The organism is Niabella insulisoli (assembly GCF_039652435.2).
Taxonomy (GTDB): Bacteria; Bacteroidota; Bacteroidia; order Chitinophagales; family Chitinophagaceae; genus Niabella; species Niabella insulamsoli.
Window position 1 is genome coordinate 4,039,356 of record NZ_CP190246.1, and the last position, 22,883, is coordinate 4,062,238.

The window sequence follows — 22,883 nt, forward strand, 5'->3', positions numbered from 1 at the left end:
CAAAAGTTTCCTCACCTTATCGGGAGCTATCGCATCCTTCTGGCGGTATAAAAATAAGCCACTTCCAGGCTTATGAGCAGCAGGATGCCCACGAGCTGATGCGTTATTGCAAAGCCGATTTTGGAAGGCGTTAAATAATTGACCAAAGTTATGACGCCGAGTATCACCTGCACGAGCGTTAGGGCGAGCGGCAGGTAGCGCATTTTGTAAATGCTCAGACTTCTGATCTGCCGGCTAATCATTATTGTATACATAATAATTAAAGCGGTGAGGATATACGCAAGTCCGCGGTGGATGAATTGTATGGCAAGCAAATTGTGAAACATGCCGCCCTCGCTCATGTCGGGTACGAACCGGCCGTTGATACTGGGCCAGGTGATGGCGGATTTTGCCGCGTGGGTACCTGCCATAAACGCGCCGTATATTAACTGAATCGTCAAAACGGCAAGAAGCAATAATGTGAAGTTTTTGACAGCCGGGATCCGCGCTTTTTTAAAATCCGGAACCGAAATTTTGAGCGCGAACCAGATAACGTATACGAGTAAAATCAGAGCAGCGATGAAGTGAGCTGCTAAGCGGATATGGCTCACATATACCAAATCTGTCCCTATCCCGCTGGCTACCATAATCCAGCCGATAGCGCCTTGTAGCGCGCCTAAAATAAACAGGATCACCATAGGCCAAAGCATGCTTTTATCGATCTTTCTTTTATAGATAAAATAAATAAACGGAATAACGAATACGACGCCCATAAACCTGGCCCAGTTCCGGTGCAGCCATTCCCAGAAATAGATGGCTTTAAAGTTTTCCAGGTCAAAATAGTTATGGATGTATTTGTATTGGGCAATCTGTTTGTATTTCTCAAAGGCCAATAGCCAGTCTTGTTCATTCATTGGTGGCAAAGCGCCCAAAATCGGCTTCCATTCTGTAATTGATAAGCCGCTGCCTGTGAGGCGGGTGATGCCTCCCAACAGAATTTGCACAATGATCATGGCCGCTCCAATAAAAAGCCAAATGGCAACCGGCCTGTTCTTCTTTATATCCATAATGATTGCAAAAATATTGTACTTCTTGTTTTAGGAAACAAAGTTTTTCCCAGCGCTGCCAAAACCCTGACTATTTTATCGCGTAAAAGCAAATGCCATCCGTTTTGACAACAGATGGCATTTTACAAAGGAGTGTCGGTTTGGTTATTCGCGAATAGCCTCGATTATTTTTGAGTAGGATTTTGTCCCGTCGATATCTACTTGTGCAATTCTGATAAAAAAAGGCTTCGCTTCATCCGGCGGCAATGGCCCCTGGGTTTTCCTGCAAGACAGCAATACCACAGATAAAACCATTGCTGAAAAAACAAGGCGCATCAGTCTTGTCTTCCGCCTTTTAAAACCGAAACCGGCGAAGAGTAACAGTGAGGTGGCGACGCTTGCATAGGTCCATATCTCGTGAAGCGCTATGGTATGTTGATAATGTAATACCCTCGTCGAGCCGCCTTGGTCAGCCTTTGATAGTACTTTATCAATTTTGAAAAATGTGACACCATCGGTCGACCCTTCTATTTCAAAATGCTTATTATTTTGTTCCGTCAGGGTGCTCCACTTAAGATGCAGTTCCTGACTTCTAATCACCGCCTTAACGTTCTCAAAAAAAGCAGGCAAAGCGCCATCGCTATTTTTCAGGAAAAAGCCGCTAAAGCCATTAACGCTAAAAGTCACCTCCCAATAACCGCTCGTAGCGTTCCAAATGATGTGTTCATCTTCGGGATCGATCGTTTCCGGTGCACCCGCATAAGTATGTGGAAGACCGCTACCATCACTGCTAACGCCGCCTCTTTTTTCCACCCGAACATTTGCCTTATTAGCAGCGTCGGCCGGGCCAGTCGGTAATTTAACGGTGTTCACGGCATTAAAATCATCAAACTCACCCTGCGTAAAATATAGCGTTACTTCCCCCGCCGTCGAAGCGGCGCCTGTTGCAGGATGGATCTCAAAATGTCTTTTTACGAACTGGGCCGGCTGGCTTGTGGCTACCCAAACTTTTGCGGCAATGCTGGCGCTGAAATTACCAAACGGAAGGCTTACCTTCGCAATAGGATTACAATTTTGCTGAAACACCGCATGCCGGGCACCCCCGGAAATAGTTTGACTGCTTCCGTCTGCAGCAAGCGCTCCTCCCGAAATTGGGGCTACAATATTAACAGGTGTATCTTTAGATAATCCCGTTCCATCGCCCAATTCCCCATATGTGCCATGGCCCCAGGTCCATAAGCTGCCGTCGGCTTTCATGGCAGCCGTATGATCGTGTCCGGACTCCACAATTTTCCATTCATCAGCGCTAACCAACACGGGCTGGCGCTGATCGGACGCCGCTCCAATACCCAGCTGCCCGTGATTGTTTTGTCCCCAACTCCAAAGTGTGCCATCCGATTTTATACCCACCGTAAACGCGGTACCGGCGGTAATAGCCTTCCAGGTGTCGGTTCCAATTTTTACGGGATAGTGCTTTCCGCCACGTGCATTATCTCCCAACTGACCATTGCTATTGAGTCCCCAGGCCCATAGCGTACCATCGGCTTTTATCGCCGCAGTATGCGATTGGCCGCCGTCAACAGCGATCCATTTGTCGCTCCCCACCTGAATGGGGGTGGCTCTGTCTGTGATAGAAAAATCTCCCAGCTGCCCATAATTATTGTGGCCCCAAACCCATAGTGTGCTGTCGGCCTTGATCGCCATATTATGATTATCACCTGACGCAATGAAACGCCAGTCCGCGTCCGTCCCTACCTGAACGGGCGTGTAGCGGGCTTCCGTAGTGCCGTCGCCCAGTTGTGAGTGTGAGTTGTGCCCCCAGGCCCAAAGAGTGCCGTCGGTTTTTATGCCCACGCTATGCCTGCCCCCACCGGCCACCGCTTTCCAGGTATCCGTGCCGATTTGAATGGGAAAGTGTTTATTAACGCGGGTTCCATCGCCCAGCTCACCATAATTGTTGGAGCCCCAAGCCCAAAGCGTTCCGTTTGATTGAATCGCTAATGTGTGATAACTGGCGGCAGCGACGGCTTTCCAGGTACCGGGTACTATGGCTGTCGGAACATTTTTGTTGATTTTAGTTCCATCCCCTAACGTGTAATGAGCGTTGCTTCCCCAGCCCCAAAGCGATCCATCGGCTTTCAGGCCAAAGCTCTGATAGGAGGTGCCGGTATAAAAGGCAACAAACATGTCACATTGTGCCGACGTTCGTGTCATCCAAATGGTTAGCAGCAAAAAAGTACAGGCGAACTTTTCTTTTGTAAAGATCTTTTTCATAAAGTGTCTTTTTGGGTTGCGCTCAAGAATGCGCTGATTTCTGGGCACAACTTTGGTGTTTACAATTAATAATTATACACCAGCCCGAACCGGCTTTAACGGCACTTTACAGTGAAGAGGGGGAGCGCTTAGTTGTTGGTTGTGATCATCTTCAATATTGGTGATCAACTTCAAGCTAACAAAAGTAGCAAGTTGCCGTAGCGCTGGATTAAAGGGCTAACCTGAAACTTCTTCTAGCAAAGCAGCGCAAAAATAGGGGAATGGGATAAATATCTGCAAACGTTGACCTAATAAATTAAAAAAAATTGTTAAGCATTCAATGTTGCCACTTTGAGATTGGCGGTAGCCCTTTATCGATGCGTTTTTCGGCCGTTTGTTTAAAATCCTCATTCCTGTAAAAATCCCTTTCTTGCGAATCTCATTTTCCATTAAATCCGAACCCGTTATCTTTGCCACCCTAAATTTTTCTATCAGGAATGAAAGCATATACGTTTATAATCAGATACAGGTTGCCGATAGCAATTGTGGTGTTACTGGCCGGAATTTTCACCAACTATGCCGCCAGTTTTTGGCCGGCCTTTCCGCTTTACCTGATCGCTGCCATCCTTATTTTCAGTCATTTCTTTTTCGGGCCGTTAAGGCTTATCCAGGAATATATGGAAACTGGCGATATGGAAGGCGCTGAGAAGATCCTGAACTCGATCAAATTCCCCAACCTTTTATATAAACCCATTCGTTCGGTATATTATACTTTGAAGGGAAATATTGCGATGAGCAAGCAGGATTTTGACGGCGCTGAAAGCATGATGAAAAAAGGGCTCGACCTCGGCATGCCGATGAAAGAAGCCGAAGGCGCCAGCATGCTGCAAATGGGAATGCTGGCTATGCAAAAAGGAAACATCAAACAAGGAGAAAGTTATATTCGCCAGGCTATCAGAAAAGGGTTGCCCGACAAAGAAAACGAAGCGGCGGCCTTTTTGCAGATGTGCAGCATCATGATGAACAAACGCGAATTTCGCGCCGCTAAAGATTTTTATCGCAAGGCTAAAGCCTGCAATCCAACTACGCCCCAAATTGTAGAGCAGCTAAAAGAAATTGGAAAATATATTTCCAGGATGCCTGGCTAATAGCAGTTGGGTTACTAAGATTATCTCAGCGGATTGACCGGCAAACCGCGTCCTCTTTTAATTTCAAAATCTTCTGTCCTATCGGGTTTCACCACCAGCTTGCGATCGATCGAATTGATCAGCTCTGGCTGCCTGTGCTCAACAAAGAAAGCGCCCGGATCCCATTTTTCATTCTGATTCGTGTCATACAAAATTTTCATATCGTATTCACCGGGATTGTATAGTTGTAAATCAATGATCCGGTTGGCGGGAATCGTAAACGCATCTTTTACCTGATCGCCTTGTGTAATCAACAAAACCGGGTGCCTTTCGAGTTCTACGTCAACAAAATTGATTCTCACCTGACCGTAATCGGTCCGGGATTTCGTTCTGAACATAATAGTATCCTGCTTGAAAATTTGCCGGCCGAGGCTATCTGAGGCGAACTCTTTTTCAAGCACCAGGTTATACACGGTGTCTTCCATCCAGTTCATGTTCATGGTAATGACACGCGCCGTGCTATCGAGTGTAAAACGCTGTCCTGTTATCGGCTTGAAAGTACTGTCTGTGCTGAGGTGCATTTTTGTGGTATCAAAAACTTTCAGCGGCTGCTCAAAAGTGATGGTCAAAGCCGAAAGCAGATCCTGTCGGCTGGCCTCAAGATTGGTTTTGAAGCGCAACCGCTTTTCCTTTTCATCCACCTCAACTTCTTCCTCGGTTTCCTCTTTCTTTTTCTCGGGTTCATAAGCCCATAACCTAATCGGCGTTGGCGGCGCTTCGGCTATCGTCACCACCGAATCGGCGAAGGCAAAAATCTGTTCGCCGTTATACATATAGGCGCCGCTTTCATCTTTCATCGCATATAAACGATATTGGCCGGGCGCCAGGTAGCGAAAGAAAAAAGTGCCGGTGCTGTCCACCCGGGAAATGTAACGCGGCCTTTCTTTAACCACCGCACTATCGTCCAAATTATTATAAAGCATGACCGAAAGGGTGGAGTCCGGCCGGCCCGTTCTCGCCATGCGCACGTTGCCACTCAGTTCCATCGAATCGATATAAGAACCGGTGGACACGACATATAACAGATCCTTCCCCTGGTTGCCTTCATTGAGGTCTTTTATCGCTTTTGCGAAATTGTACACATAGGTGGTATTGGGCTGCAAAGTGTCTTTGATCTTCACCGTGACGGTTCTGAGCTTACGGCTCACTTCGGGCATAATGCGCGGAAATGGCGACACCAGCAGGTTTTTATAAATATCATTCAATTCCACATACTCATCAAACTCAATCTTTATTTCTTTCGCATCGAAGTTTAAGGTTTCGTTTTCGGGCATTACCGAAATAATAACCGGAGGCAACGAATCGCGTGGGCCGCCGGAAGGAGGAACGATACTGGCGCAACCGGTTTCTGTGAATAAAACGGCAGCCACAGCAACCAGCAAAAGCCCCGCTAACAGTATATTTTTAGCTCGCATAAGAAAAGCAAACATAAAACGTTTTTGGCAAGATGAATTTCTATTTTCAATTTTTAATTTTCTATTAGCAACCTCATTTTATCTTTGCAGGATGCAATTTTCGTCCGCATTGTTAGCGTCTGCTGTTAATGAATTTTCGCGCCTTCCCGGAATTGGTAAAAAGACAGCCCTTCGCCTCGTGTTACATTTATTGAAACAGGATCCGGCGCAGGTGGATCAATTTAGTGAAACAATTGCCCGCATGCGCCGCGAAATCCGCTTTTGCAAAAGGTGTTTTAATGTGGCCGATGGCGACCTGTGCACCATTTGCAGCGACAGTTTCCGGCAGCAGCATATGATTTGCGTTGTAGAAAATATCCGCGATGTGATTGCGATAGAAAGCACGCAGCAGTTTAATGGCACTTACTTCGTATTGGGCGGCGTGATCTCTCCATTGGATGGCGTTGGCCCCGATCAGCTGAATATTGACGCGCTTTTAAGCAGGATCAGCCAGGAAGCAACCGAAGAGCTGGTTTTTGCTTTGAGCCCTAATATACAGGGCGACACCACCATTTATTATATCCAGAAAAAGCTGAGCGGCCGCGATATTCGCATCACAACTATTGCGCGGGGTATTGCGTTTGGCGGTGAGCTGGAGTATGCCGACGAACTTACGCTGGGCCGCAGTTTGCAAAACAGGATGCCTGTAGAGAAATATATGAACCGATAATTGTTATCGCCATTGATATGATAAAAACGATAGGAGTACCCTATTTTTGTCAAATCAATTAATTATAGCTGCCCATCTTCTGCAATGCGATACCGGTATTTATGCTTCTTGATTTTATTTGTCTTTCAACTTCAGGCTTCATCTGCGCAGCATCGGCACCAGTTCTCTATTGTCTCCGAAAATGATAGCTATATATCGATCAACAATGATGGCTATTACACCAATGGGCTTAAGTTATCTTATCAATGGCAGGGAAAAGACACGATGCAAAAGTCGAGGGAAAAATTCAATACCATCTATGCGGGGCACCATATTTATAACGCCCGTTTTTCGGGAGAGATCCGGACGGAAGGCTTAGACCGTCCGATTACGGGTTATTTATATGCCGGGTACGACCGGAAAAGTTTCAACGCTAAACAGGATTTGTTGCAATGGGGCTTGAACGCCGGCGTTATCGGGCCGCCGGCTTATGGAGCGGAAGTGCAGGAACTCGCTCATAAAGTCATGCAAATTTATCCTCCGACTTATTGGGACCGCCAGCTGAGCGCAGCCTGGGGCGTTAACGCCAACTTGCTATGGTCGCCGCAATTGGTAAAGCAGCAGCCGGGTTTCAAGTGGGATTTCAAGCCCCTGCTCTCGGCCACGGCCGGTACGCTTTTTACGAACGGTGGAGTTGGCGCAGCACTGGTGTATGGCAAATTTAATAAAAGCAGCCGTTCGGCATTTTGGAACAACCATAAAGAAACATCAAAGAGCGAACGCGAGCTATTTGTTTACCTGCATCCCGCTGTCTATTTCAAGGCTTATGATGCTACCGTTCAGGGTGGCATGTTTCAAAAGGAAGAAGAAAAAATACCCGGAAGGCTGAACCCCGTTTTTTTTCAGGCGCGGCTGGGCGCCGTTTACGCAAGAAAGAAAATATTTTTTGGCGCAACGGCGATCTATGAAAATAAACAATCGCTCACGCAATTTTCAGCCCAATATTATGGAAGCCTAAAAGTGGGATGGATGTGGTAAATGCATAAACACCAATGATTTAACCTTTTGTTGTGAACTTGACGGCTTATTTCTAAAGCAATGCCTTTATCTTCATAGCCACTAAAACACTGATCTTTTGAAACCGACCCTATCTCTTTTGATTGCTATGCTATGCTATGGTGTAAGCTATGCGCAACCCGTCAAAATCTACCTAAGTCCCAAAGCAGCCGGTGGCAATCCGCAGTCTACTTTTATCGACTCTTTAAAGTTTTACCCGCTCCAAACGGATAAAAAAACTGAGTTGGGCAATTATTCCAACGTCATTCCAACCAACGATTACTTTTTAGTACAGCAATGGAGTGATCGCAGCATGCTGGTTTATGAAAAAAACGGCCGGCTGGTTCATAAAATCAGCTATAAAAAACTAGGCGAAAACGCCGACCCGAGATACGATCCCAGTAAGCAACAACTGATTTTCTTTTATGAAAACAAAAATTATGCGCTCACCGAAAACGACAGGATTGATATCAAAACAAATTTTTCGGATAAAAAAAACCGAAAATATTACAGGAAATATATCATCGATTTAAAAGACACCAGCTTTAGTTTTAAAAAAGCAGCGCCGACAGCTTTCGATATTCTAAATGCCTACAACCTGAAGGGCGACTACTACTGTACCTATGAAATAGCGGTCAATAAAAATTATAAAGACACTACTGACTACGAAGTAAAAATTTATAAAGACACAAAATTTCTCAAAGGCTTTTTTCCCTACAATAAACAAAAAGAGGTGCGATATTTATACGCGCGATACGCCGGCGCTGTAACCCAGGAAAGTCCCGTTCCCGATGTTTTTTATATTAGCCGTCCTTATGTTGACACGATTTATACGCTATCAAACAATGTGGTTGCACCAAAATATCAGCTCATCCTTCCAATGGAAAACAGCATTCCGAAACATTTTTTTGAAACGCCTTTTAAAAACGCTACCGAAAGGGAAAATTTTGAAAGAAATAACGGTTGGCTGTTGCGGCAAATACATCTTAACTACGAAACCGACAGATATATGCTGTTCGATATACGTTTTTTTAGTAATTACGGCGAGTATATTTATGACAAAAAGCTAAACACCGCGTTCAATCTCAAAAAAATAAAGCCGGATAGCACCACTTACTTTCTACCGCTCCTTGATGATTATGGATCTAAGCACAACAATAGGTTTTACAAACTACTCAACGCCGAGCAATTGAAAAAAGCTTATGAGCAAAACAAAGGAAAATTGCAAGAGCTGCCCGTAGCGCTTCAGCAGTCGCTAAAAGACAGCACCCACCCCACCCCGATCATCGTGGAATATACTTTTAAAACAAATTGATAAAAGCGCATGGCTCGCCTGTAATGCTTAACCGAATCCACTGCTTTATCAACTATACCATCTGACCTTAATTATAACTAATCATAAATGAGACGAAGTTTAATCATCCTGCTAACCTTTTTCCTCGCCAACCTTGCGCTCGCCCAAACCGGAACCATCAAAGGAGTGGTGAAAGACTCGGCCACAGGTGTTTTTCTTGAATCTGCCACCGTCAGCATTTTTGGCAAAGATTCTTCGCTGTTGAACTACCAACTGACCGACAGTTATGGCGGGTTTAATTTAGAAAAATTGCCCATGAAACAAAAGATAGTGCTGAACGTGACTTACTCGGGCTTTAATTCCTTTAACCGCGCACTGACGATCGATTCTTCGCAGGCCCTTGATATACAAATTTTGCTCAGTCCATCTTTTAATGATTCGCTCAACGTAACCGTGGTAGGCCATGTGCCGATACGGATGAACGGCGATACGCTCGAAATCAATCCTGCCGCTTTTAAAATGGATCCCAACGCCGTTGTTGAAGATTTGTTGACGCAGGTGCCCGGCGTTACGGTGTGGGCCGATGGTTCGATCACGATGAACGGCAGAAAAATCCCAAGCGTGCTGGTCGACGGAAAACCTTTCATGGGCTCGAACGATGCACGGATCGCTACGCAAAACCTGCCAAAAGACGCCATCGATAAAATTCAGGTGTACCAGGAAGTGGACCGCACCCTCAAGCCTGAAGAGCAAAAGCAAAAAGACTCATTGCTGACCATGAACATCAAACTGAAGGAAAATAAGAAAAATGGTTACTTCGGAAAAGTAGGCGTGGGTTATGGCACAACCGATCGCTTTGAATCCGACCTTTCTTTCCAGATGTACAATAAAAAAACATCCTTCGGCATTGGCGGCGGATTTAATAATATCAACAAGAACGTAGAGAATTTGAAAGATATGTTTCAAAATAATACGTATCGAAATTATAATCCTAACCTATACGATGTAGGCCGGTTTAACACGGATGGCATCAATAAATACCATTCGATAGGCGGCGTGTTTACACACAATTTTATTGAAACGACCAATAGCAGGCAAAATGACCGGATCACCGTTAACTACACCAAATCGGGCGGCGAAAAGTTTCTGACCAACCTTTCTTTGCAGAACCGCACTACGTTGGAAAACCCGCAGTTTATCGAAGACAATGCGGTTTCCAATAACACCAACAATGCGCACAACCTCGGCATTAATTATATCAAAACGAATAGCTACAGCGACAACTTTAATGCTAATGGTAATGCCACCCTGTCTGACGCGCATAACGTTACTAACCGGACCACCGACATCCGCGATTCTTTAAATAATTTCATCAGCCGGAACGACGTTCAGAATATTGAAGACCGCAAATCAAACAACCAATCTTTTTCTTTGAACTACTCGAAATATGCAAGGGAAAATCCGCTCAATCAGATCAACACGAGCCTTCATATAAACAACAACAACGATGTGTCGGACCGGTGGGTAAGGAGCAATTTTCAATCCTTTATCGATAGTGATGACGACACAGCTTATAACCGGCATTACAACACTAACAGCGGCGTTTTTAGCGTTAACGGTAATCTATCTTACCGGGGTTTTAAAAGGCTTATTTTCGGACGTTATGATTTTTTTGGCATCGACCTGAGCCTGGATAATTGGGCCAACTACACGAAATCGAGGAATGATGAAAAAGTTTTCGACTTCGACAGCGTAAGCGGAAACTATATTACCAATACCGCATTAACCAACAATAACCTTAATGAAATCATACAATATACGCCGTCGCTCCGGTTTAATAAATCATTTTACAAATGGAAAGAAACCTACTACCACAACTTTTACAGCAATTTTAGCGTTCTGGAAGACTTCAAGTACGACAATAACTTTTCTTCCTTTGCGATCAGAAACCTGTCGCGCTCATTTGCATTTTTCAGGTATGAAGGCAGCCTCGGGTATTACTATCAAAAAAGAGAAAAAATCAGCTACAACTTCAACGCCAGTTACCGCAAAAATTATGGCTATCCCAATATCGATCAGCTATATACCATCACAGATGGCGTAGATGTTTTTGCGGTGCGCATTGGAAATCCCGCTTTAAAAAATGATGTCAACCATACCTATTCGATTTATGGAAATTTTAATACCCAAAAACCCAAATCGAAATATGCTGCCAACGGCGGTTTTAGTGGAAGCTTTGTAAAAACCTTGAATCCAATTGCCGATAGCGTCATTAACGACCCTTCCGGAAAAAGATTTTATTATTATATCAATGCTGCGCAGCGCACGAATTTCAGTCTGAATTACAATCTTAATCTCACGCGCAATTTGAAAAAAAGCAATATCCAGCTGATGTATAACGGCTCTTACAATAACGGCATGCGGCCCACCTACATCGATAATATTTATTCAGAAACCAATACCGTCAGCATCAATAATAACATTAACCTGCAATTTGCGCTGAGGTCAATGTTGATTTTTAAAGTCGGGAAAACCATCAACAATTACAGCTCCAGGCAATCGGGCTCAGGACTTACGTCGTTCAGTAATTACACCGACGTGTCGAGGTTTGGCGTTACGCTGAACCTTCCGAAAAGTTACCGGATCAGCTCTACGTTTGATCATACGAGGAACAGCAACCTGGAGGAGCCGATCATGTTGTGGAATGCTTTTGCCAGCTGCCGCTTATTTAAAAACCAGCAGGCCGAGCTCAAGTTTTCTGCAATGGATATGCTGAAACAATTCAAGAATATTTCCAACACGGCTGATCAATATGGTACTACAACGCGCATAACCAATGGCCTGCAGCAATATTTTATGCTGACCATTTCTTATTATCCCAGGAAGTTTGGAAAAACTGAAGTGAAGAAACGCGTGGTAGAGCAGGTATGGTAATTATTCCTGCTTGGTAAGCTTTTCTGAATTTTCAGCAAATTGCAGGGCATCAATAAACTCGGTGAGTTCGCCATTCATAATTGCATCAAGATTATAGGCCGTAAGATTGATGCGATGGTCGGTAACGCGGCCCTGCGGATAGTTGTATGTTCTGATTTTTGCGCTTCTGTCGCCCGAGCTCACGAGACTTTTGCGGTGCTTTGAAATTTCCTCTTCCTGCTTGCGCACCTGCTCTTCGTATAATTTGGTCCGCAACATTTGCATGGCTTTTTCGCGGTTGCCCAATTGCGTGCGTTCGGTCTGACAAATTACAACCGTTCCTGTTGGAATATGCGTGAGCATTACTTTAGTTTCCACTTTGTTTACGTTCTGGCCACCGGCGCCGCCGCTTCGTGAGGTTTCCATTTTTACGTCCGCTTCGCGCAGTTCAAAGTCGATCTCTTCCGCCTCGGGCATGACTGCCACCGTAGCGGCTGAAGTATGCACACGGCCCTGCGTTTCAGTGTCTGGCACGCGCTGAACGCGGTGAACGCCGCTTTCAAATTTTAAAGTGCCATATACATCATCTCCGGTCACTTCCAGCTGTACTTCTTTATAGCCGCCCACTGTCCCCTCGCTTTCGCTTAATATGGCAGTCTTAAAGCCGTTTCGCTCGCAGTATTTAATATACATGCGCAGCAAATCGCCCGCGAAAATACTGGCTTCATCACCACCAGTACCCGCCCTGATTTCCATGATCACATTTTTTTCGTCTTGCGGGTCTTTAGGAATCAGCAGTTGCCTGATCGCTGCTTCCATCGACTCGCGGCGCTCCTGCAAATCGGCCGTTTCCAGTTTGGCCAGCTCACGCAATTCCTCGTCATCGCCATTCAACGCTTCTTTATTAAAATCAATATCACTTAAAAGATTTTTATAATCGTTGTACGCCACCACAATCTTTTCAAGTCCGCGGTATTCCTTGCTGGTCGCAGCAAACTTTTTATTATCGCTTACGATTTCCGGATTGGTAAGCGCTACCGCCAACTGGTCGTATTTTGCCTTGATGGCTTCGAGTTTTTCTAACATTTAAATCTGCTTTTTTTTGGAGCCGGCCGGAGTTTAGCTTTTCAAACCCTGATATTGAAACGCAGGCCTGTTCTCTCATGCTTCCCTAACATCTTCCGGCGAAAGCGGCTGCAAATCTACACAAAACTTTCAAGCTTTTAGACGGATGGAGCAATTGCTCTGACGCAACGATTAAATTCCTGCTTTTAGTAAAAAACCATTTTCATCGCAGGTCTTAGTGTCACAGAAAAAATAGCCCTCTTTTTGATGTCAAGCGCTTTATGAGTACGCATTCCGCTAAAAAACGATAATATTGTTGTAATGGCATTTACCAAAATACAGGCAGCGCAGCTTTTCGACGGCTATCGTTTGATGAGCAATAAAGTGTTGATAGTACAGCAGGATGGAACTATAGAAGCCATTGTTGAAGCTGACGCCGCAGGCGATGGAGTTCGTCAGCTCAAAGGCATTTTGTCGCCCGGATTTATCAATTGCCACTGCCACCTGGAGTTGAGCCATTTAAAGGGCATGATTGTCGAAAACACAGGGCTGGCCGGCTTTGCAGGAGAGGTGGTCCAAAAAAGAAACAAAGAGCCGCATCTTATTGCGCAAGCCATTTCCGACGCCGATGCTAACATGCAAAAAAATGGCATTGTCGCCGTGGGCGATATTTGCAATACGGCCGATACGCTTCTCACAAAATCAGAAAGCCCCATTCTTTATCACAATTTTATCGAAGCCTTGGGTTTTAATCCTGATGTTGCAACGCCGAATTTTGAACGGTATAAAAAGACTTTTGAAACATTCACCAAGATCTTTCCACCGAAGCAGGTTTCCATTACGCCGCATGCGCCTTATTCCGTTTCGGAAGTACTTTGGAAGAAAATCCTGGAGCATGACCCTAGCGGCGTTTTTAGTATCCACAACCAGGAAACAATCGATGAAACCCAATGGTTTTTTGATAAAACGGGCGGCTTTGTCGGCATGTTTGACCGGTTGGGATTAAAAACAGACAGTTTTACCGCTTCGGGGAAAAGCAGCCTGCAAACCTTTTTACCGAAGTTTGCGCCCACCCAACAGTTGCTCCTGGTACACAACGTGTGTACGCAACCGGATGACATCAGCTTCGCTCAGCAACTACACCCTCATCTTTTCTGGTGCCTTTGCCCCAACGCCAACCAATATATCAGCCAGGCGATGCCGCCACTTCCCCTGTTTTTAGAGCAGCAATGCACAGTGGTGTTGGGCACTGATAGCCTGGCGTCAAATCATCAGTTAAGCATTTGGGAAGAAATCAGAACGTTGCAAAAAGCCTTTCCCCAAACCTCCTTGGCTCAAATGCTCGGCTGGGCGACCATCAATGGCGCGAAGGCGTTGAAACTCGATGAATCGCTGGGAAGTTTTGAGCCGGGCAAAAAGCCGGGCCTGGTGCATATTGATAATAACCAGGCTACCCGTTTTTTACCGTAAAAGAATTCGTTTTGAAAAATTGTTTTTAAGGCAGACCTTTGCGGCCCCCACTAAAAATGAAGACCGCAGGAAATGGTGAAAGCAAAAATAAAACGAGGATACCGCATTGTTCGATACGTCGCTTATAAAGAAACACTTATCGACAAAAGAGAACATTTTTGGTCGTTTTTGGGCGCTTTTTTTGGTATTGGACTGATCGCTTTTTTCCAATCTCATCTTTCAGATGCTGATAATCTTTTCCTTATTGGTTCCTTTGGCGCATCCTCTGTGCTGATTTATGGAAATATTCAGAGCCCCTTGGCCCAGCCGCGCAACCTCATCGGCGGGCACGTGTTGTCTGCGTTGGTAGGCGTAACGGTTTGTAAGTTTATGCCCTCGGTAATCTGGCTGACGGCGCCGCTTGCGGTTGCTTTGTCGATCATTGTCATGCAAGCCACCAAAACACTGCATCCTCCGGGCGGCGCGACTGCATTAATTGGTGTGATCGGTTCTGAAAAGGTAAAAGCGCTTGGCTTTTTCTTCGTGTTGTCGCCGGTTTTATCGGGCGCGCTGATACTGCTCTTCGTGGCGCTCATTTTCAATAATATCACGAGCAATCGAAAATATCCCACTGATGGCCGCTTTTCGCGAACTTTTCGCTGGGTGCTCGATCCTACAAAAAAACTGGTTAAAACACTGCGTGCTCCCAAAAACCGGTTTTAGTTTATCTCAAAATTTCTTTCAGGATGGGCAAGGTTTTCATTTTTCCAAAATCCTGCAGGTGAAGGCCATAGTAGATTTCCATGGCATCCAAAATCTTTCGGCGCGATTCTGCATTGGCGTGTATTTCAGCCAGTTCAGCAGGAACTCTTGCCTGTAACAATTCCGCCAAAACAATAGCGTGTTGATCTTCAAGATATAGATGATGATACACCGGATCTGAAGTAAATCTTCCTTCCTCGATATCAAAAAATATTTCGTTTTCTTTTTGCGACACCCGGGCCATCCCCTGCGGTTGAAAACCAAAAAAATGACTGAGCTGCACGGCAAAAAATATCGGGAAGTTGGCCATTATATTATCAGGACAGCCATCCAGCGCAATGAAGCAGTCTTCCACAAATCCAAATAAACCATAATTCGCTTCAGGAAGTTTAAGGCATTTGGCGAGCAATTCCACCATGTAAGACGCTACGCCATTTTTAAACACATCATTAAGAATTTCTTTATAAATAAAAGAAAATTTATACTCCTTGATCCGGTTGATTTGTTTAAGCTCGTTGTGATATACTTCCATATCGAGGAGGACGCCGGGCTGAAAAAATCCGATGCGCGAACCGCCTTTTTTTCCGGCAGCGCGCACGCCGTTTAAAATATAAGATTGAAGGCCAAACAGTTCTGTATAAATATTCGCAATAAGGCTCGTGTCGCCATATTTCACTGTGCGAAGCACAATGCCTTTAGTATGGTGTAATGTATCGCTCACACAAAAATGTATGTCCTGCAAGGTACTTGTAAATCTGCTGTGGCGCATTAAAAAGTTGTGGCGAATTGCCGCGGACCAACGGCTATAATGGCCGATTTTCCCTTTCTTTGCCAAGAGCAGCTAGCCTTTTGAAAAGTTTAAAGGCTAAACATCGTCTAAAAAGAAAATTATACGTTTTATGTGGGAGCAGCTTGGCAAAGCCATCATCAAATTCCGAATCCTTCTTTTAATAATACTTACAGCCGCGACGGTTCTTTTTGCCTACTGGGGCAGCAAAGCAGAGCTGGGCTATGAATTTACAAAAGCGATCCCTACCGATCATCCGGTAAACATTGCCTATCAAAAGTTTAAAGAAAAATACGGGCAGGATGGCAACCTGCTGGTGGTAGGCGTTCAGTCAGACCGGTTTTTTGATGCGAACATTTTCAACGCTTACGTACAGCTTCAAAAAGAGTTGAAAGGGATAACTGGCGTGGTTGATATCATCAGCGTTCCGGGCGCAGTGAACCTGGTTAAAGATGCCGCTTCGCAAAAGCTGAAGGCTACAAAAATTTTTGAAGAAGGCTCGCTTAGCCAGGCAGCCATCGACTCGTCAGCCGCTACGTTCCGCAATCTTCCCTTTTATCAGGGATTGCTTTATAACCCGCAGACCAACAGTTATATGATGGGGTTGAATATGGATCCGTCGGTAATCAATTCCGACAAAAGAGATCTGGCCATCAACGCCATTAAAGAAAAAATTGCCGGTTTTGAAAAAGCCACAGGGCTTGAAGTAAAATTAAGCGGGCTGCCTTATATCAGAACTGTTTTGGCGGCGCGCATCGCCAACGAAATGCGCTATTTTCTGACGGCTTCGATCGTGCTTTCAGCGATTATACTTTTGCTTTTTTTCCGGTCGGTGAGCTCGATGTTGTTATCGCTGGGCGTGGTTATTATCGGCGTTTTATTCAGCCTCGGAACCATTCATATTTTAGGATATAAAATCACCCTGCTTACCGCGCTTATTCCGCCGCTGATTGTGGTTATTGGCATTCCCAACTGTATTTATTTTCTGAATAAATACCATACCAGCTGGCAAAAGCAGGCAGCCTCGGGAAGGGAAGTGCCGGTGGCCACGAAGAAAAGAAATGCTATTGTAGATATGGTGAGCAGAATGGGCATTGTCACACTGTTTTGTAATGTGGCCGCGGGAATCGGGTTTGCCGTTTTTGCGCTAACCAAAAGTGCCATCCTTAAAGAGTTTGGTGTTGTGGCCGGAATTAATATCATGCTGTTGTTTTTTATTTCGCTGACGCTGATCCCGATTGCGCTATATTTCCTGCCGCCGCCGAAAGAAAAACATACCAAATATTTACATAATCCAAGGTTGAACCGCTGGCTCGACCGGCTGGAAAACTGGTCGTTGTCGCATCGCAAACTTATTTATATCGTTACAACGATTTTGGTGGTGATTGCTGCTGCCGGCACGCTGCGCCTGCAAAGCAATGCGTATATGGTGGATGACGTACCCAAAACGGATAAGATTTATACTGATCTTAAATTCTTTGAGAAGCATTTTAAAGGGGTGATGCCTTTGGAAATTGTAATAGACACGAAAAAGAAATATGGCGTAACACGCAACTTTAAAAATCTTGTAAAAATTGATTCCTTCTCTCAATACCTGGCCAGCAGGCCCGAAGTGGCCCGGCCGCTTAGCCTTATCGAAGGGTTGAAATTTGCCAAACAGGCTTTTTACGAAGGCGATAGCAGCAATTACGCGATGCCTTCGGAATTTGATCTGCCCGGTCTTTCTCAATACCTGAACATGCAGGGCGGCGGCGGTGATGCCAACTCTTTTACCAAACTGGTTTCGCGATTTGTAGACAGCACCAAGCAGGAAGCCCGCCTCAGCGTCAACATGGCAGACGTGGGTACGCACGCGCTGCCGGGCTTGCTGGATGGCATCCAGCGCAGAGCCGAAGAATTGTTTCCAAAAGACGATTACAATGTTTCACTGACAGGGAGCAGCATTGCTTTTCTGGAAGGCGGGCGGTTTATTATCAACGGATTAAAAGAAAGTATTTTTTGGGCTTTTTTATTAATAGCGCTTTGCATGCTTTATCTTTTTAAATCATTGCGCATACTGCTCTGCTCACTGATTCCGAATGTGATTCCGCTGGTGATCACCGCGGGAATCATGGGCTGGATGGGCATTTCGCTAAAACCCAGTACGGTCTTAATTTTTAGTGTGGCGCTCGGCATTGCTATCGACATTACCATACGGTTTTTGGTGAATTACAAACAAGAGCTGGCCTATCACGAAAACGACCCGAAGCAAACCGTAATACAAACCATTCATAGCACGGGCATCAGCATCATCTATACGTCAATGGTTTTAATCGCCGGCTTCGTGATATTCTGTTTCAGTGGATTTGGCGGAACGAAAGCGTTGGGCTGGCTGACCTCCATTACACTTGTTACGGCAACGGTTACCAATTTGCTGTTGTTGCCCGCACTGCTGATTAGCTTTTCAAAGAAAAACAAAAAGTAGTTGCTAACGGGGTAATCTTATTTTACAAAACACGTTCAACATAAAAAGCCGCATCAAAAAAAGATGCGGCTTTTGTTATATCAATTATGTTTTATTAAAATCCTTTACTGCTTGTCGCCTGGTATTTCTGAAGATTGGGACATTGCGCAGCAGCGTCTTTATCTACCAATACATAAAAGCCGGGAACATTCTTCGTAAGCCAATCGTCCAGCGCCTGATTGCGTTTGGTCGCAAGTGCCATTTCAGCAATCTTACTATAATCATCCTGGAGGTTCATTTTATGAGGCTCGGTGCGCGATTTTAAAAATACAAGCCGCACGCCTTTTTTACCACGCTCGTTGGTAAACTCAACGGGTTGAGAAATGTCGCCCACCTGCAGGGTAGATAGGGTAGCTACGGTTTCTTTATCCAGGCGATCGATGGGAATAAAAGTGGAACCATCATAACCTAAAATAAAAGGCCCGTTGTTTTTTACGCTCTCATCTTCGCTGTATTTGTAGGCCGCGTCTTTAAATGTGATTTTATTCGCCGTGATTTCTTTTCTTACAGAATCGAGTTTCACTTTCGCAGCATCCAGTTCTGTTTGAGTTACAGGTGGAATTCTCAATATCATCCGGATTTGGGCGTTATCACCCCTTCTGCTTTCACACATGATCAGGAAATAACCGAATTTGTTAGATTTTACGGGCAAGGACATTTCGCCAGCTTTTAACCGGAACGAAGTGGAAAGAAACACGGGATCCCACTGGTCTTTGTCGTTCCTGTTGATCTCGTACGCGCCCCCGCGGTCGCGGCTGCCGGGATCTTCAGAATATTTTTTTGCAGCGTCGGCAAAACTCATGCGGCCCGCTTCAATCTGCTTCCGATAGTTCATCATTTCGTTATAAATATATTCCTCCACCTCTTTAGCCGCTTTTGGGAAAATATTGATCTGGCCCACTTCCAGTTCCGACTCCAAAAAAGGCACACTGTCTGAAGGCACTCTTTCGAAATACGCTTTTACTTCGGTGGGGGTGATATGAACATTTTCTACAATTTTCTGCCGCATGCTTTGCGCCAGCATTTGCTCCTTAATAGCAGCTCTCGAATCATCTTTAAGCTGATAAATGGTTTTACCGGCCACTTCTTCAACGGCTTGTTCGCTGCCAAATTGCATAACCCATTCGCGCACCCTCATATCAAGGTTGGCCTCTACCTGCTCATCGCTCACAGGCAAAGAATCTCTTTCCGCCTGAAGGGCGAGTATTTTCTGAATCAGGGATTGCTCCAGGATATTGCAGGCCGCTCCATCGGGGAGTCGATCGCCGCTTCGTGCCGCATCGGCTATTGCGTTTTGTATATCAGACTGAAGAATGATGCGGTCTCCCACCGCTCCTACAATTTTATCAACAACAAGTTTTTGCGATTGCTGCGCATTGGCGCTGGCCATACTCAAAACAAATGAAAAACTAATCAGTAAGTATTTGATCATAACTCAAAATTAATTCAGGGCGCATGAACCACCCCGCAAGTTTCGGTATTTAACAAAAAATTTTATGTGCATACCCGAAAAATAGAAAAAAAAAGGAGAAAACATATATTTTCTCCTCTATTTAAAAGCATTTGCTGCTTACAATGTTCTTTTTACTTCTTCCAATTCGTAAGCCTCAACAACATCGCCCACTTTTACATCGCTGTAATTTTTAATGGTAAGTCCGCACTCCATACCGGCCAGCACTTCTTTAGCATCGTCTTTAAAGCGCTTTAAAGAACCGAGCTCTGCCACTGCATTCTCGCCGATAGGATAGATAACGATACCGTCGCGAATCAAACGAACTTTGTTATCGCGCTTGATTTTTCCATCAAGTACAAAACATCCGGCAACGGTAGCCTTATCGAATTTGAAGACTTCTCTGATTTCAACGTTGGCTGTGATTCTTTCCTTAACAGTCGGTTCCATCATGCCCTCCATCGCGCTCTTCACTTCTTCAATCGCGTTGTAAATAATAGAATACATTTTGATTTCTATTCCCGCATTTTCTGCAAGCCTGGCCGCCTGAGCAGAAGGCCTTACGTTAAAGGCGATTACAATCGCGTCGGAAGCTTCAGCTAAAACGATATCGCTTTCGTTGATTTGGCCAACACCTTTATGTATTACGTTTACGACGATTTCTTCTGTCGAAAGTTTTTGTAATGAATCGCTTAGGGCCTCTACCGAACCGTCCACATCACCCTTGATGATTACATTCAGTTCTTTAAAGTTACCCAGCGCCAGACGGCGGCCGATTTCATCAAGCGTAATATGTTTTTTCGTCCGCATGCCTTGTTCACGCAAGATTTGCGCGCGGCGGTTGGCAATGTCTTTGGCTTCAGATTCATCCTGGTAAACCCTGAATTTTTCACCGGCCTGTGGCGCGCCATTTAAGCCCAATATTACGGCCGGAGCAGACGGCCCTGCTTTATCCTGCTTTTTATTACGCTCGTTAAACATGGCTTTCACGCGCCCGTAAAACTGGCCACTTACTACAAGATCGCCTTGTTGCAGGGTTCCATTTTCCACGAGCAGTGTTGCGACGAAACCTCTTCCTTTGTCCAGGGTGGCTTCAATGATCGTTCCGGTGGCTTCCCTGTTTGGATTGGCTTTCAGCTCCAGCAGTTCTGCTTCGAGCGAAATTTTTTCCAACAGTTTGTCAATGTTCAATCCCTGCTTAGCAGACAGTTCCTGGCTTTGGAACTTACCACCCCATTCTTCCACCAAAATATTCATTTGCGAAAGCTGTTCGTATATTTTAGCCGGATTGGCGCCGTCTTTATCTATTTTATTGATCGCAAAAATCATCGGTACGCCTGCCGCCTGTGCGTGGCTAATTGCTTCTTTTGTTTGTGGCATCACGGCATCGTCGGCCGCCACCACAATTACCGCAATATCTGTAACCTTCGCACCGCGGGCCCGCATCGCTGTAAAGGCTTCGTGGCCCGGCGTATCGAGGAAGGTAATTTCACGGCCTTCCGCTACCTGAACGCGATAGGCACCGATATGCTGCGTAATACCACCGGCCTCACCGGCTACCACGTTGGCATTACGAATATAATCGAGCAAAGAAGTTTTACCGTGATCGACGTGACCCATGATCGTAACAATCGGGCTGCGCGGTTGCAGGCTTTCTTCATCATCTTCCTCGTCTTCATCATCTTCCATCTCCATTTGCTTCTCCATATCGATAAACTCGACATCATACCCAAATTCACCCGCTACGAGCTCGATTACCTCGGCGTCGAGCCTTTGGTTAATCGACACCATAATACCCAGTCCCATACATTTACTGATAACATCTGCAAAGCTTACGTCCATCAGGCTCGCTAATTCACTCACGCTGATAAATTCCGTTAACTGCAGCTTGCTATCTCCCGCCTCCTCATTCATGGCGTCTTCGGCCTCATTTCTACGGTCTCTGCGCGCTTTGGCCCGCATCGATTTTTGCTTGTTGCCGCCGCCGCTCAATTTCGCCTGCGTTTCACGAATCTTGTCCTGAATCGCTTTTTCATCAATCTGCTTATCTTCTCTTTGATGATGGGGTCTGCGGTCGCGGAAGCCCTGCCCGTCTCTTCTGTCTCGGCCTCCCTGATGAAACGGCTTTTTGGCAGCCGGATCGGGTTTTACTTCCTTCTTCTCGATAGGAATGCGTTTGCGTTTACGCTTTTCATCGCGCTTGGGCCGCGTATCGCTGTCAACCGGCAAGTTAATTTTGCCTAATATTTTAGGGCCTTCGATTTTTTCGGCTTTTATTTTTGTTATTTCCGGCTCTTCCGGGGCAGGAGTTGCTGCTTTGGCAACCGGCGCTGCTTCCTCTTTTTTCGGCTCCTCAACAACCGGCTTTGGCGCGGGTGTTTCTTTGGGCGCTTCTTCTTTCGGCGCTTCCGTTGTTTTGGCAACCGGCGCCGCTTTCTTCGGACGGGTTGATTTTTCCAAAGCGGAAAGATCGATCTTATCTAAAATCTTAGGGCCTTCGATGCCGGGCGAACTGATTTTAGTAATGGTAAGTCCTCCCTTTTCGGGCTCTTTTTCCTCTTCTTTTTCTTGCGGGGGCGCTACCGGCTCAGCAGGCGGCACTTCCGGCGTTTCCGGAACTTCAGGTTCGGGCTGCGGCGGCGGCGGTGCTGGCGTTTCTACCACTTCCTCTTCTGCGACAGGTGCTTCTTCCGGCGCTGCTTCCACAGGCGGTTCTGCAACCGGCTCCTTTTTCTGCACAGGTTCTTCTTCTTCCTTGCGTTTTTTGTTTTCCGAACCCACACCTTTCGGAAGATCCACTTTATCGCTTTTCAGCTTAGCGGCTTTATCGCTCTGAAATTCCTGCTGTAGGGCCAGGTACATAGGCTCGCTGAGCTTTGAAGATGGCTTCAGGTCATCTTTTGCAAAGCCCTTTCCTGCAAGAAATTCAACGAGCGTGTCTTGCCCAATGTTGAACTCCTTTGCTGCTTGTAGTAATCTTGGAAGTTTGATTTCTGACATATATAATTTTCCCCTTGTAATTTTTTATTGCTCTGG

At 45.5% G+C, this 22,883-nt stretch carries 16 protein-coding genes; 8 read left to right on the forward strand and 8 right to left on the reverse strand.

The window, feature by feature from the left end; translation table 11 throughout:
- Positions 1-26 precede the first annotated feature (26 nt).
- The 3 genes from ABDK00_RS17175 to ABDK00_RS17185 all read right to left on the reverse strand — a co-directional run bounded on the left by ABDK00_RS17175 (position 27) and on the right by ABDK00_RS17185 (position 3,755).
- Positions 27-1,046, reverse strand: coding sequence for a COX15/CtaA family protein (locus tag ABDK00_RS17175; RefSeq protein ID WP_346236100.1), 1,020 nt, complete (start codon positions 1,044-1,046; stop codon positions 27-29).
- A gap of 144 nt (positions 1,047-1,190) precedes the next feature.
- Complete coding sequence (locus tag ABDK00_RS17180; RefSeq protein ID WP_346236099.1) at positions 1,191-3,299, reverse strand: hypothetical protein; 2,109 nt, start codon at positions 3,297-3,299, stop codon at positions 1,191-1,193.
- Positions 3,300-3,515: 216 nt separating this feature from the next.
- On the reverse strand, positions 3,516-3,755 hold the full coding sequence (locus ABDK00_RS17185) for a hypothetical protein (protein ID WP_346236098.1): 240 nt from the start codon (positions 3,753-3,755) through the stop codon (positions 3,516-3,518).
- A gap of 20 nt (positions 3,756-3,775) precedes the next feature.
- On the opposite strand from ABDK00_RS17185, the gene ABDK00_RS17190 reads away from it, so the two are divergent.
- Complete coding sequence (locus ABDK00_RS17190; protein WP_346236097.1) at positions 3,776-4,426, forward strand: hypothetical protein; 651 nt, start codon at positions 3,776-3,778, stop codon at positions 4,424-4,426.
- Positions 4,427-4,446: 20 nt separating this feature from the next.
- Here ABDK00_RS17190 and ABDK00_RS17195 read toward each other — a convergent pair whose 3' ends face one another.
- Positions 4,447-5,895: an Ig-like domain-containing domain gene (locus ABDK00_RS17195; protein ID WP_346236096.1), complete on the reverse strand. Its 1,449-nt coding sequence runs from the start codon at positions 5,893-5,895 to the stop codon at positions 4,447-4,449.
- Positions 5,896-5,971: 76 nt separating this feature from the next.
- Between ABDK00_RS17195 and recR the strand changes: the two genes are divergently transcribed.
- From recR to ABDK00_RS17215, 4 genes are all read left to right on the forward strand, one after another.
- Positions 5,972-6,589, forward strand: a complete 618-nt coding sequence (gene recR / locus ABDK00_RS17200) for a recombination mediator RecR (protein ID WP_346236095.1) — start codon at positions 5,972-5,974, stop codon at positions 6,587-6,589.
- Positions 6,590-6,697: 108 nt separating this feature from the next.
- On the forward strand, positions 6,698-7,606 hold the full coding sequence (locus ABDK00_RS17205) for a lipid A-modifier LpxR family protein (protein WP_346236094.1): 909 nt from the start codon (positions 6,698-6,700) through the stop codon (positions 7,604-7,606).
- Positions 7,607-7,703: 97 nt separating this feature from the next.
- The gene (locus ABDK00_RS17210; protein WP_346236093.1) at positions 7,704-8,939 is read left to right on the forward strand and encodes a 6-bladed beta-propeller; all 1,236 of its coding nucleotides are present in this window, start codon (positions 7,704-7,706) and stop codon (positions 8,937-8,939) included.
- 87 nt (positions 8,940-9,026) lie between these two features.
- A complete protein-coding gene (locus ABDK00_RS17215; protein WP_346236092.1) occupies positions 9,027-11,852 on the forward strand; it encodes a TonB-dependent receptor in 2,826 nt (941 codons plus the stop codon).
- Here ABDK00_RS17215 and prfA read toward each other — a convergent pair whose 3' ends face one another.
- Entirely contained in the window at positions 11,853-12,917 is a 1,065-nt protein-coding gene (prfA, locus tag ABDK00_RS17220; protein WP_346236091.1) for a peptide chain release factor 1, read from the reverse strand.
- Positions 12,918-13,217: 300 nt separating this feature from the next.
- On the opposite strand from prfA, the gene ABDK00_RS17225 reads away from it, so the two are divergent.
- Together ABDK00_RS17225 and ABDK00_RS17230 are read left to right on the forward strand one after the other, a co-directional pair.
- Positions 13,218-14,366, forward strand: a complete 1,149-nt coding sequence (locus ABDK00_RS17225) for an amidohydrolase family protein (RefSeq protein WP_346236090.1) — start codon at positions 13,218-13,220, stop codon at positions 14,364-14,366.
- A gap of 72 nt (positions 14,367-14,438) precedes the next feature.
- Positions 14,439-15,068 carry an HPP family protein gene (locus ABDK00_RS17230; RefSeq protein ID WP_346236089.1) on the forward strand — a complete coding sequence of 210 codons (630 nt, stop codon included), beginning with the start codon at positions 14,439-14,441 and terminating at the stop codon, positions 15,066-15,068.
- Position 15,069: 1 nt separating this feature from the next.
- On the opposite strand, the gene recO is transcribed toward ABDK00_RS17230, so the two are convergent.
- Complete coding sequence (recO, locus tag ABDK00_RS17235) at positions 15,070-15,828, reverse strand: DNA repair protein RecO (protein WP_346236088.1); 759 nt, start codon at positions 15,826-15,828, stop codon at positions 15,070-15,072.
- Positions 15,829-16,006: 178 nt separating this feature from the next.
- Here recO and ABDK00_RS17240 point away from each other — a divergent pair, with 178 nt between their 5' ends.
- A complete protein-coding gene (locus ABDK00_RS17240; RefSeq protein ID WP_346236087.1) occupies positions 16,007-18,358 on the forward strand; it encodes an efflux RND transporter permease subunit in 2,352 nt (783 codons plus the stop codon).
- Positions 18,359-18,452: 94 nt separating this feature from the next.
- Here the strand turns inward: ABDK00_RS17240 and ABDK00_RS17245 are convergent, their stop codons facing one another.
- Both ABDK00_RS17245 and infB read right to left on the reverse strand, forming a co-directional pair.
- Positions 18,453-19,829, reverse strand: coding sequence for a peptidylprolyl isomerase (locus tag ABDK00_RS17245; RefSeq protein ID WP_346236086.1), 1,377 nt, complete (start codon positions 19,827-19,829; stop codon positions 18,453-18,455).
- A 138-nt stretch (positions 19,830-19,967) separates the two neighbouring features.
- Complete coding sequence (gene infB / locus ABDK00_RS17250; protein ID WP_346236085.1) at positions 19,968-22,847, reverse strand: translation initiation factor IF-2; 2,880 nt, start codon at positions 22,845-22,847, stop codon at positions 19,968-19,970.
- Positions 22,848-22,883 lie beyond the last annotated feature (36 nt).

Coding starts and splice junctions, on each gene's coding strand:
- ABDK00_RS17175 (WP_346236100.1), bottom strand. CDS start 1,046: ATGGATATAAAGAAGAACAGGCCGGTTGCCATTTGGCTTTTTATTGGA.
- ABDK00_RS17180 (WP_346236099.1), bottom strand. CDS start 3,299: ATGAAAAAGATCTTTACAAAAGAAAAGTTCGCCTGTACTTTTTTGCTG.
- ABDK00_RS17190 (WP_346236097.1), top strand. CDS start 3,776: ATGAAAGCATATACGTTTATAATCAGATACAGGTTGCCGATAGCAATT.
- ABDK00_RS17195 (WP_346236096.1), bottom strand. CDS start 5,895: ATGTTTGCTTTTCTTATGCGAGCTAAAAATATACTGTTAGCGGGGCTT.
- recR (WP_346236095.1), top strand. CDS start 5,972: ATGCAATTTTCGTCCGCATTGTTAGCGTCTGCTGTTAATGAATTTTCG.
- ABDK00_RS17215 (WP_346236092.1), top strand. CDS start 9,027: ATGAGACGAAGTTTAATCATCCTGCTAACCTTTTTCCTCGCCAACCTT.
- prfA (WP_346236091.1), bottom strand. CDS start 12,917: ATGTTAGAAAAACTCGAAGCCATCAAGGCAAAATACGACCAGTTGGCG.
- ABDK00_RS17225 (WP_346236090.1), top strand. CDS start 13,218: ATGGCATTTACCAAAATACAGGCAGCGCAGCTTTTCGACGGCTATCGT.
- ABDK00_RS17230 (WP_346236089.1), top strand. CDS start 14,439: ATGGTGAAAGCAAAAATAAAACGAGGATACCGCATTGTTCGATACGTC.
- ABDK00_RS17240 (WP_346236087.1), top strand. CDS start 16,007: ATGTGGGAGCAGCTTGGCAAAGCCATCATCAAATTCCGAATCCTTCTT.
- ABDK00_RS17245 (WP_346236086.1), bottom strand. CDS start 19,829: ATGATCAAATACTTACTGATTAGTTTTTCATTTGTTTTGAGTATGGCC.
- infB (WP_346236085.1), bottom strand. CDS start 22,847: ATGTCAGAAATCAAACTTCCAAGATTACTACAAGCAGCAAAGGAGTTC.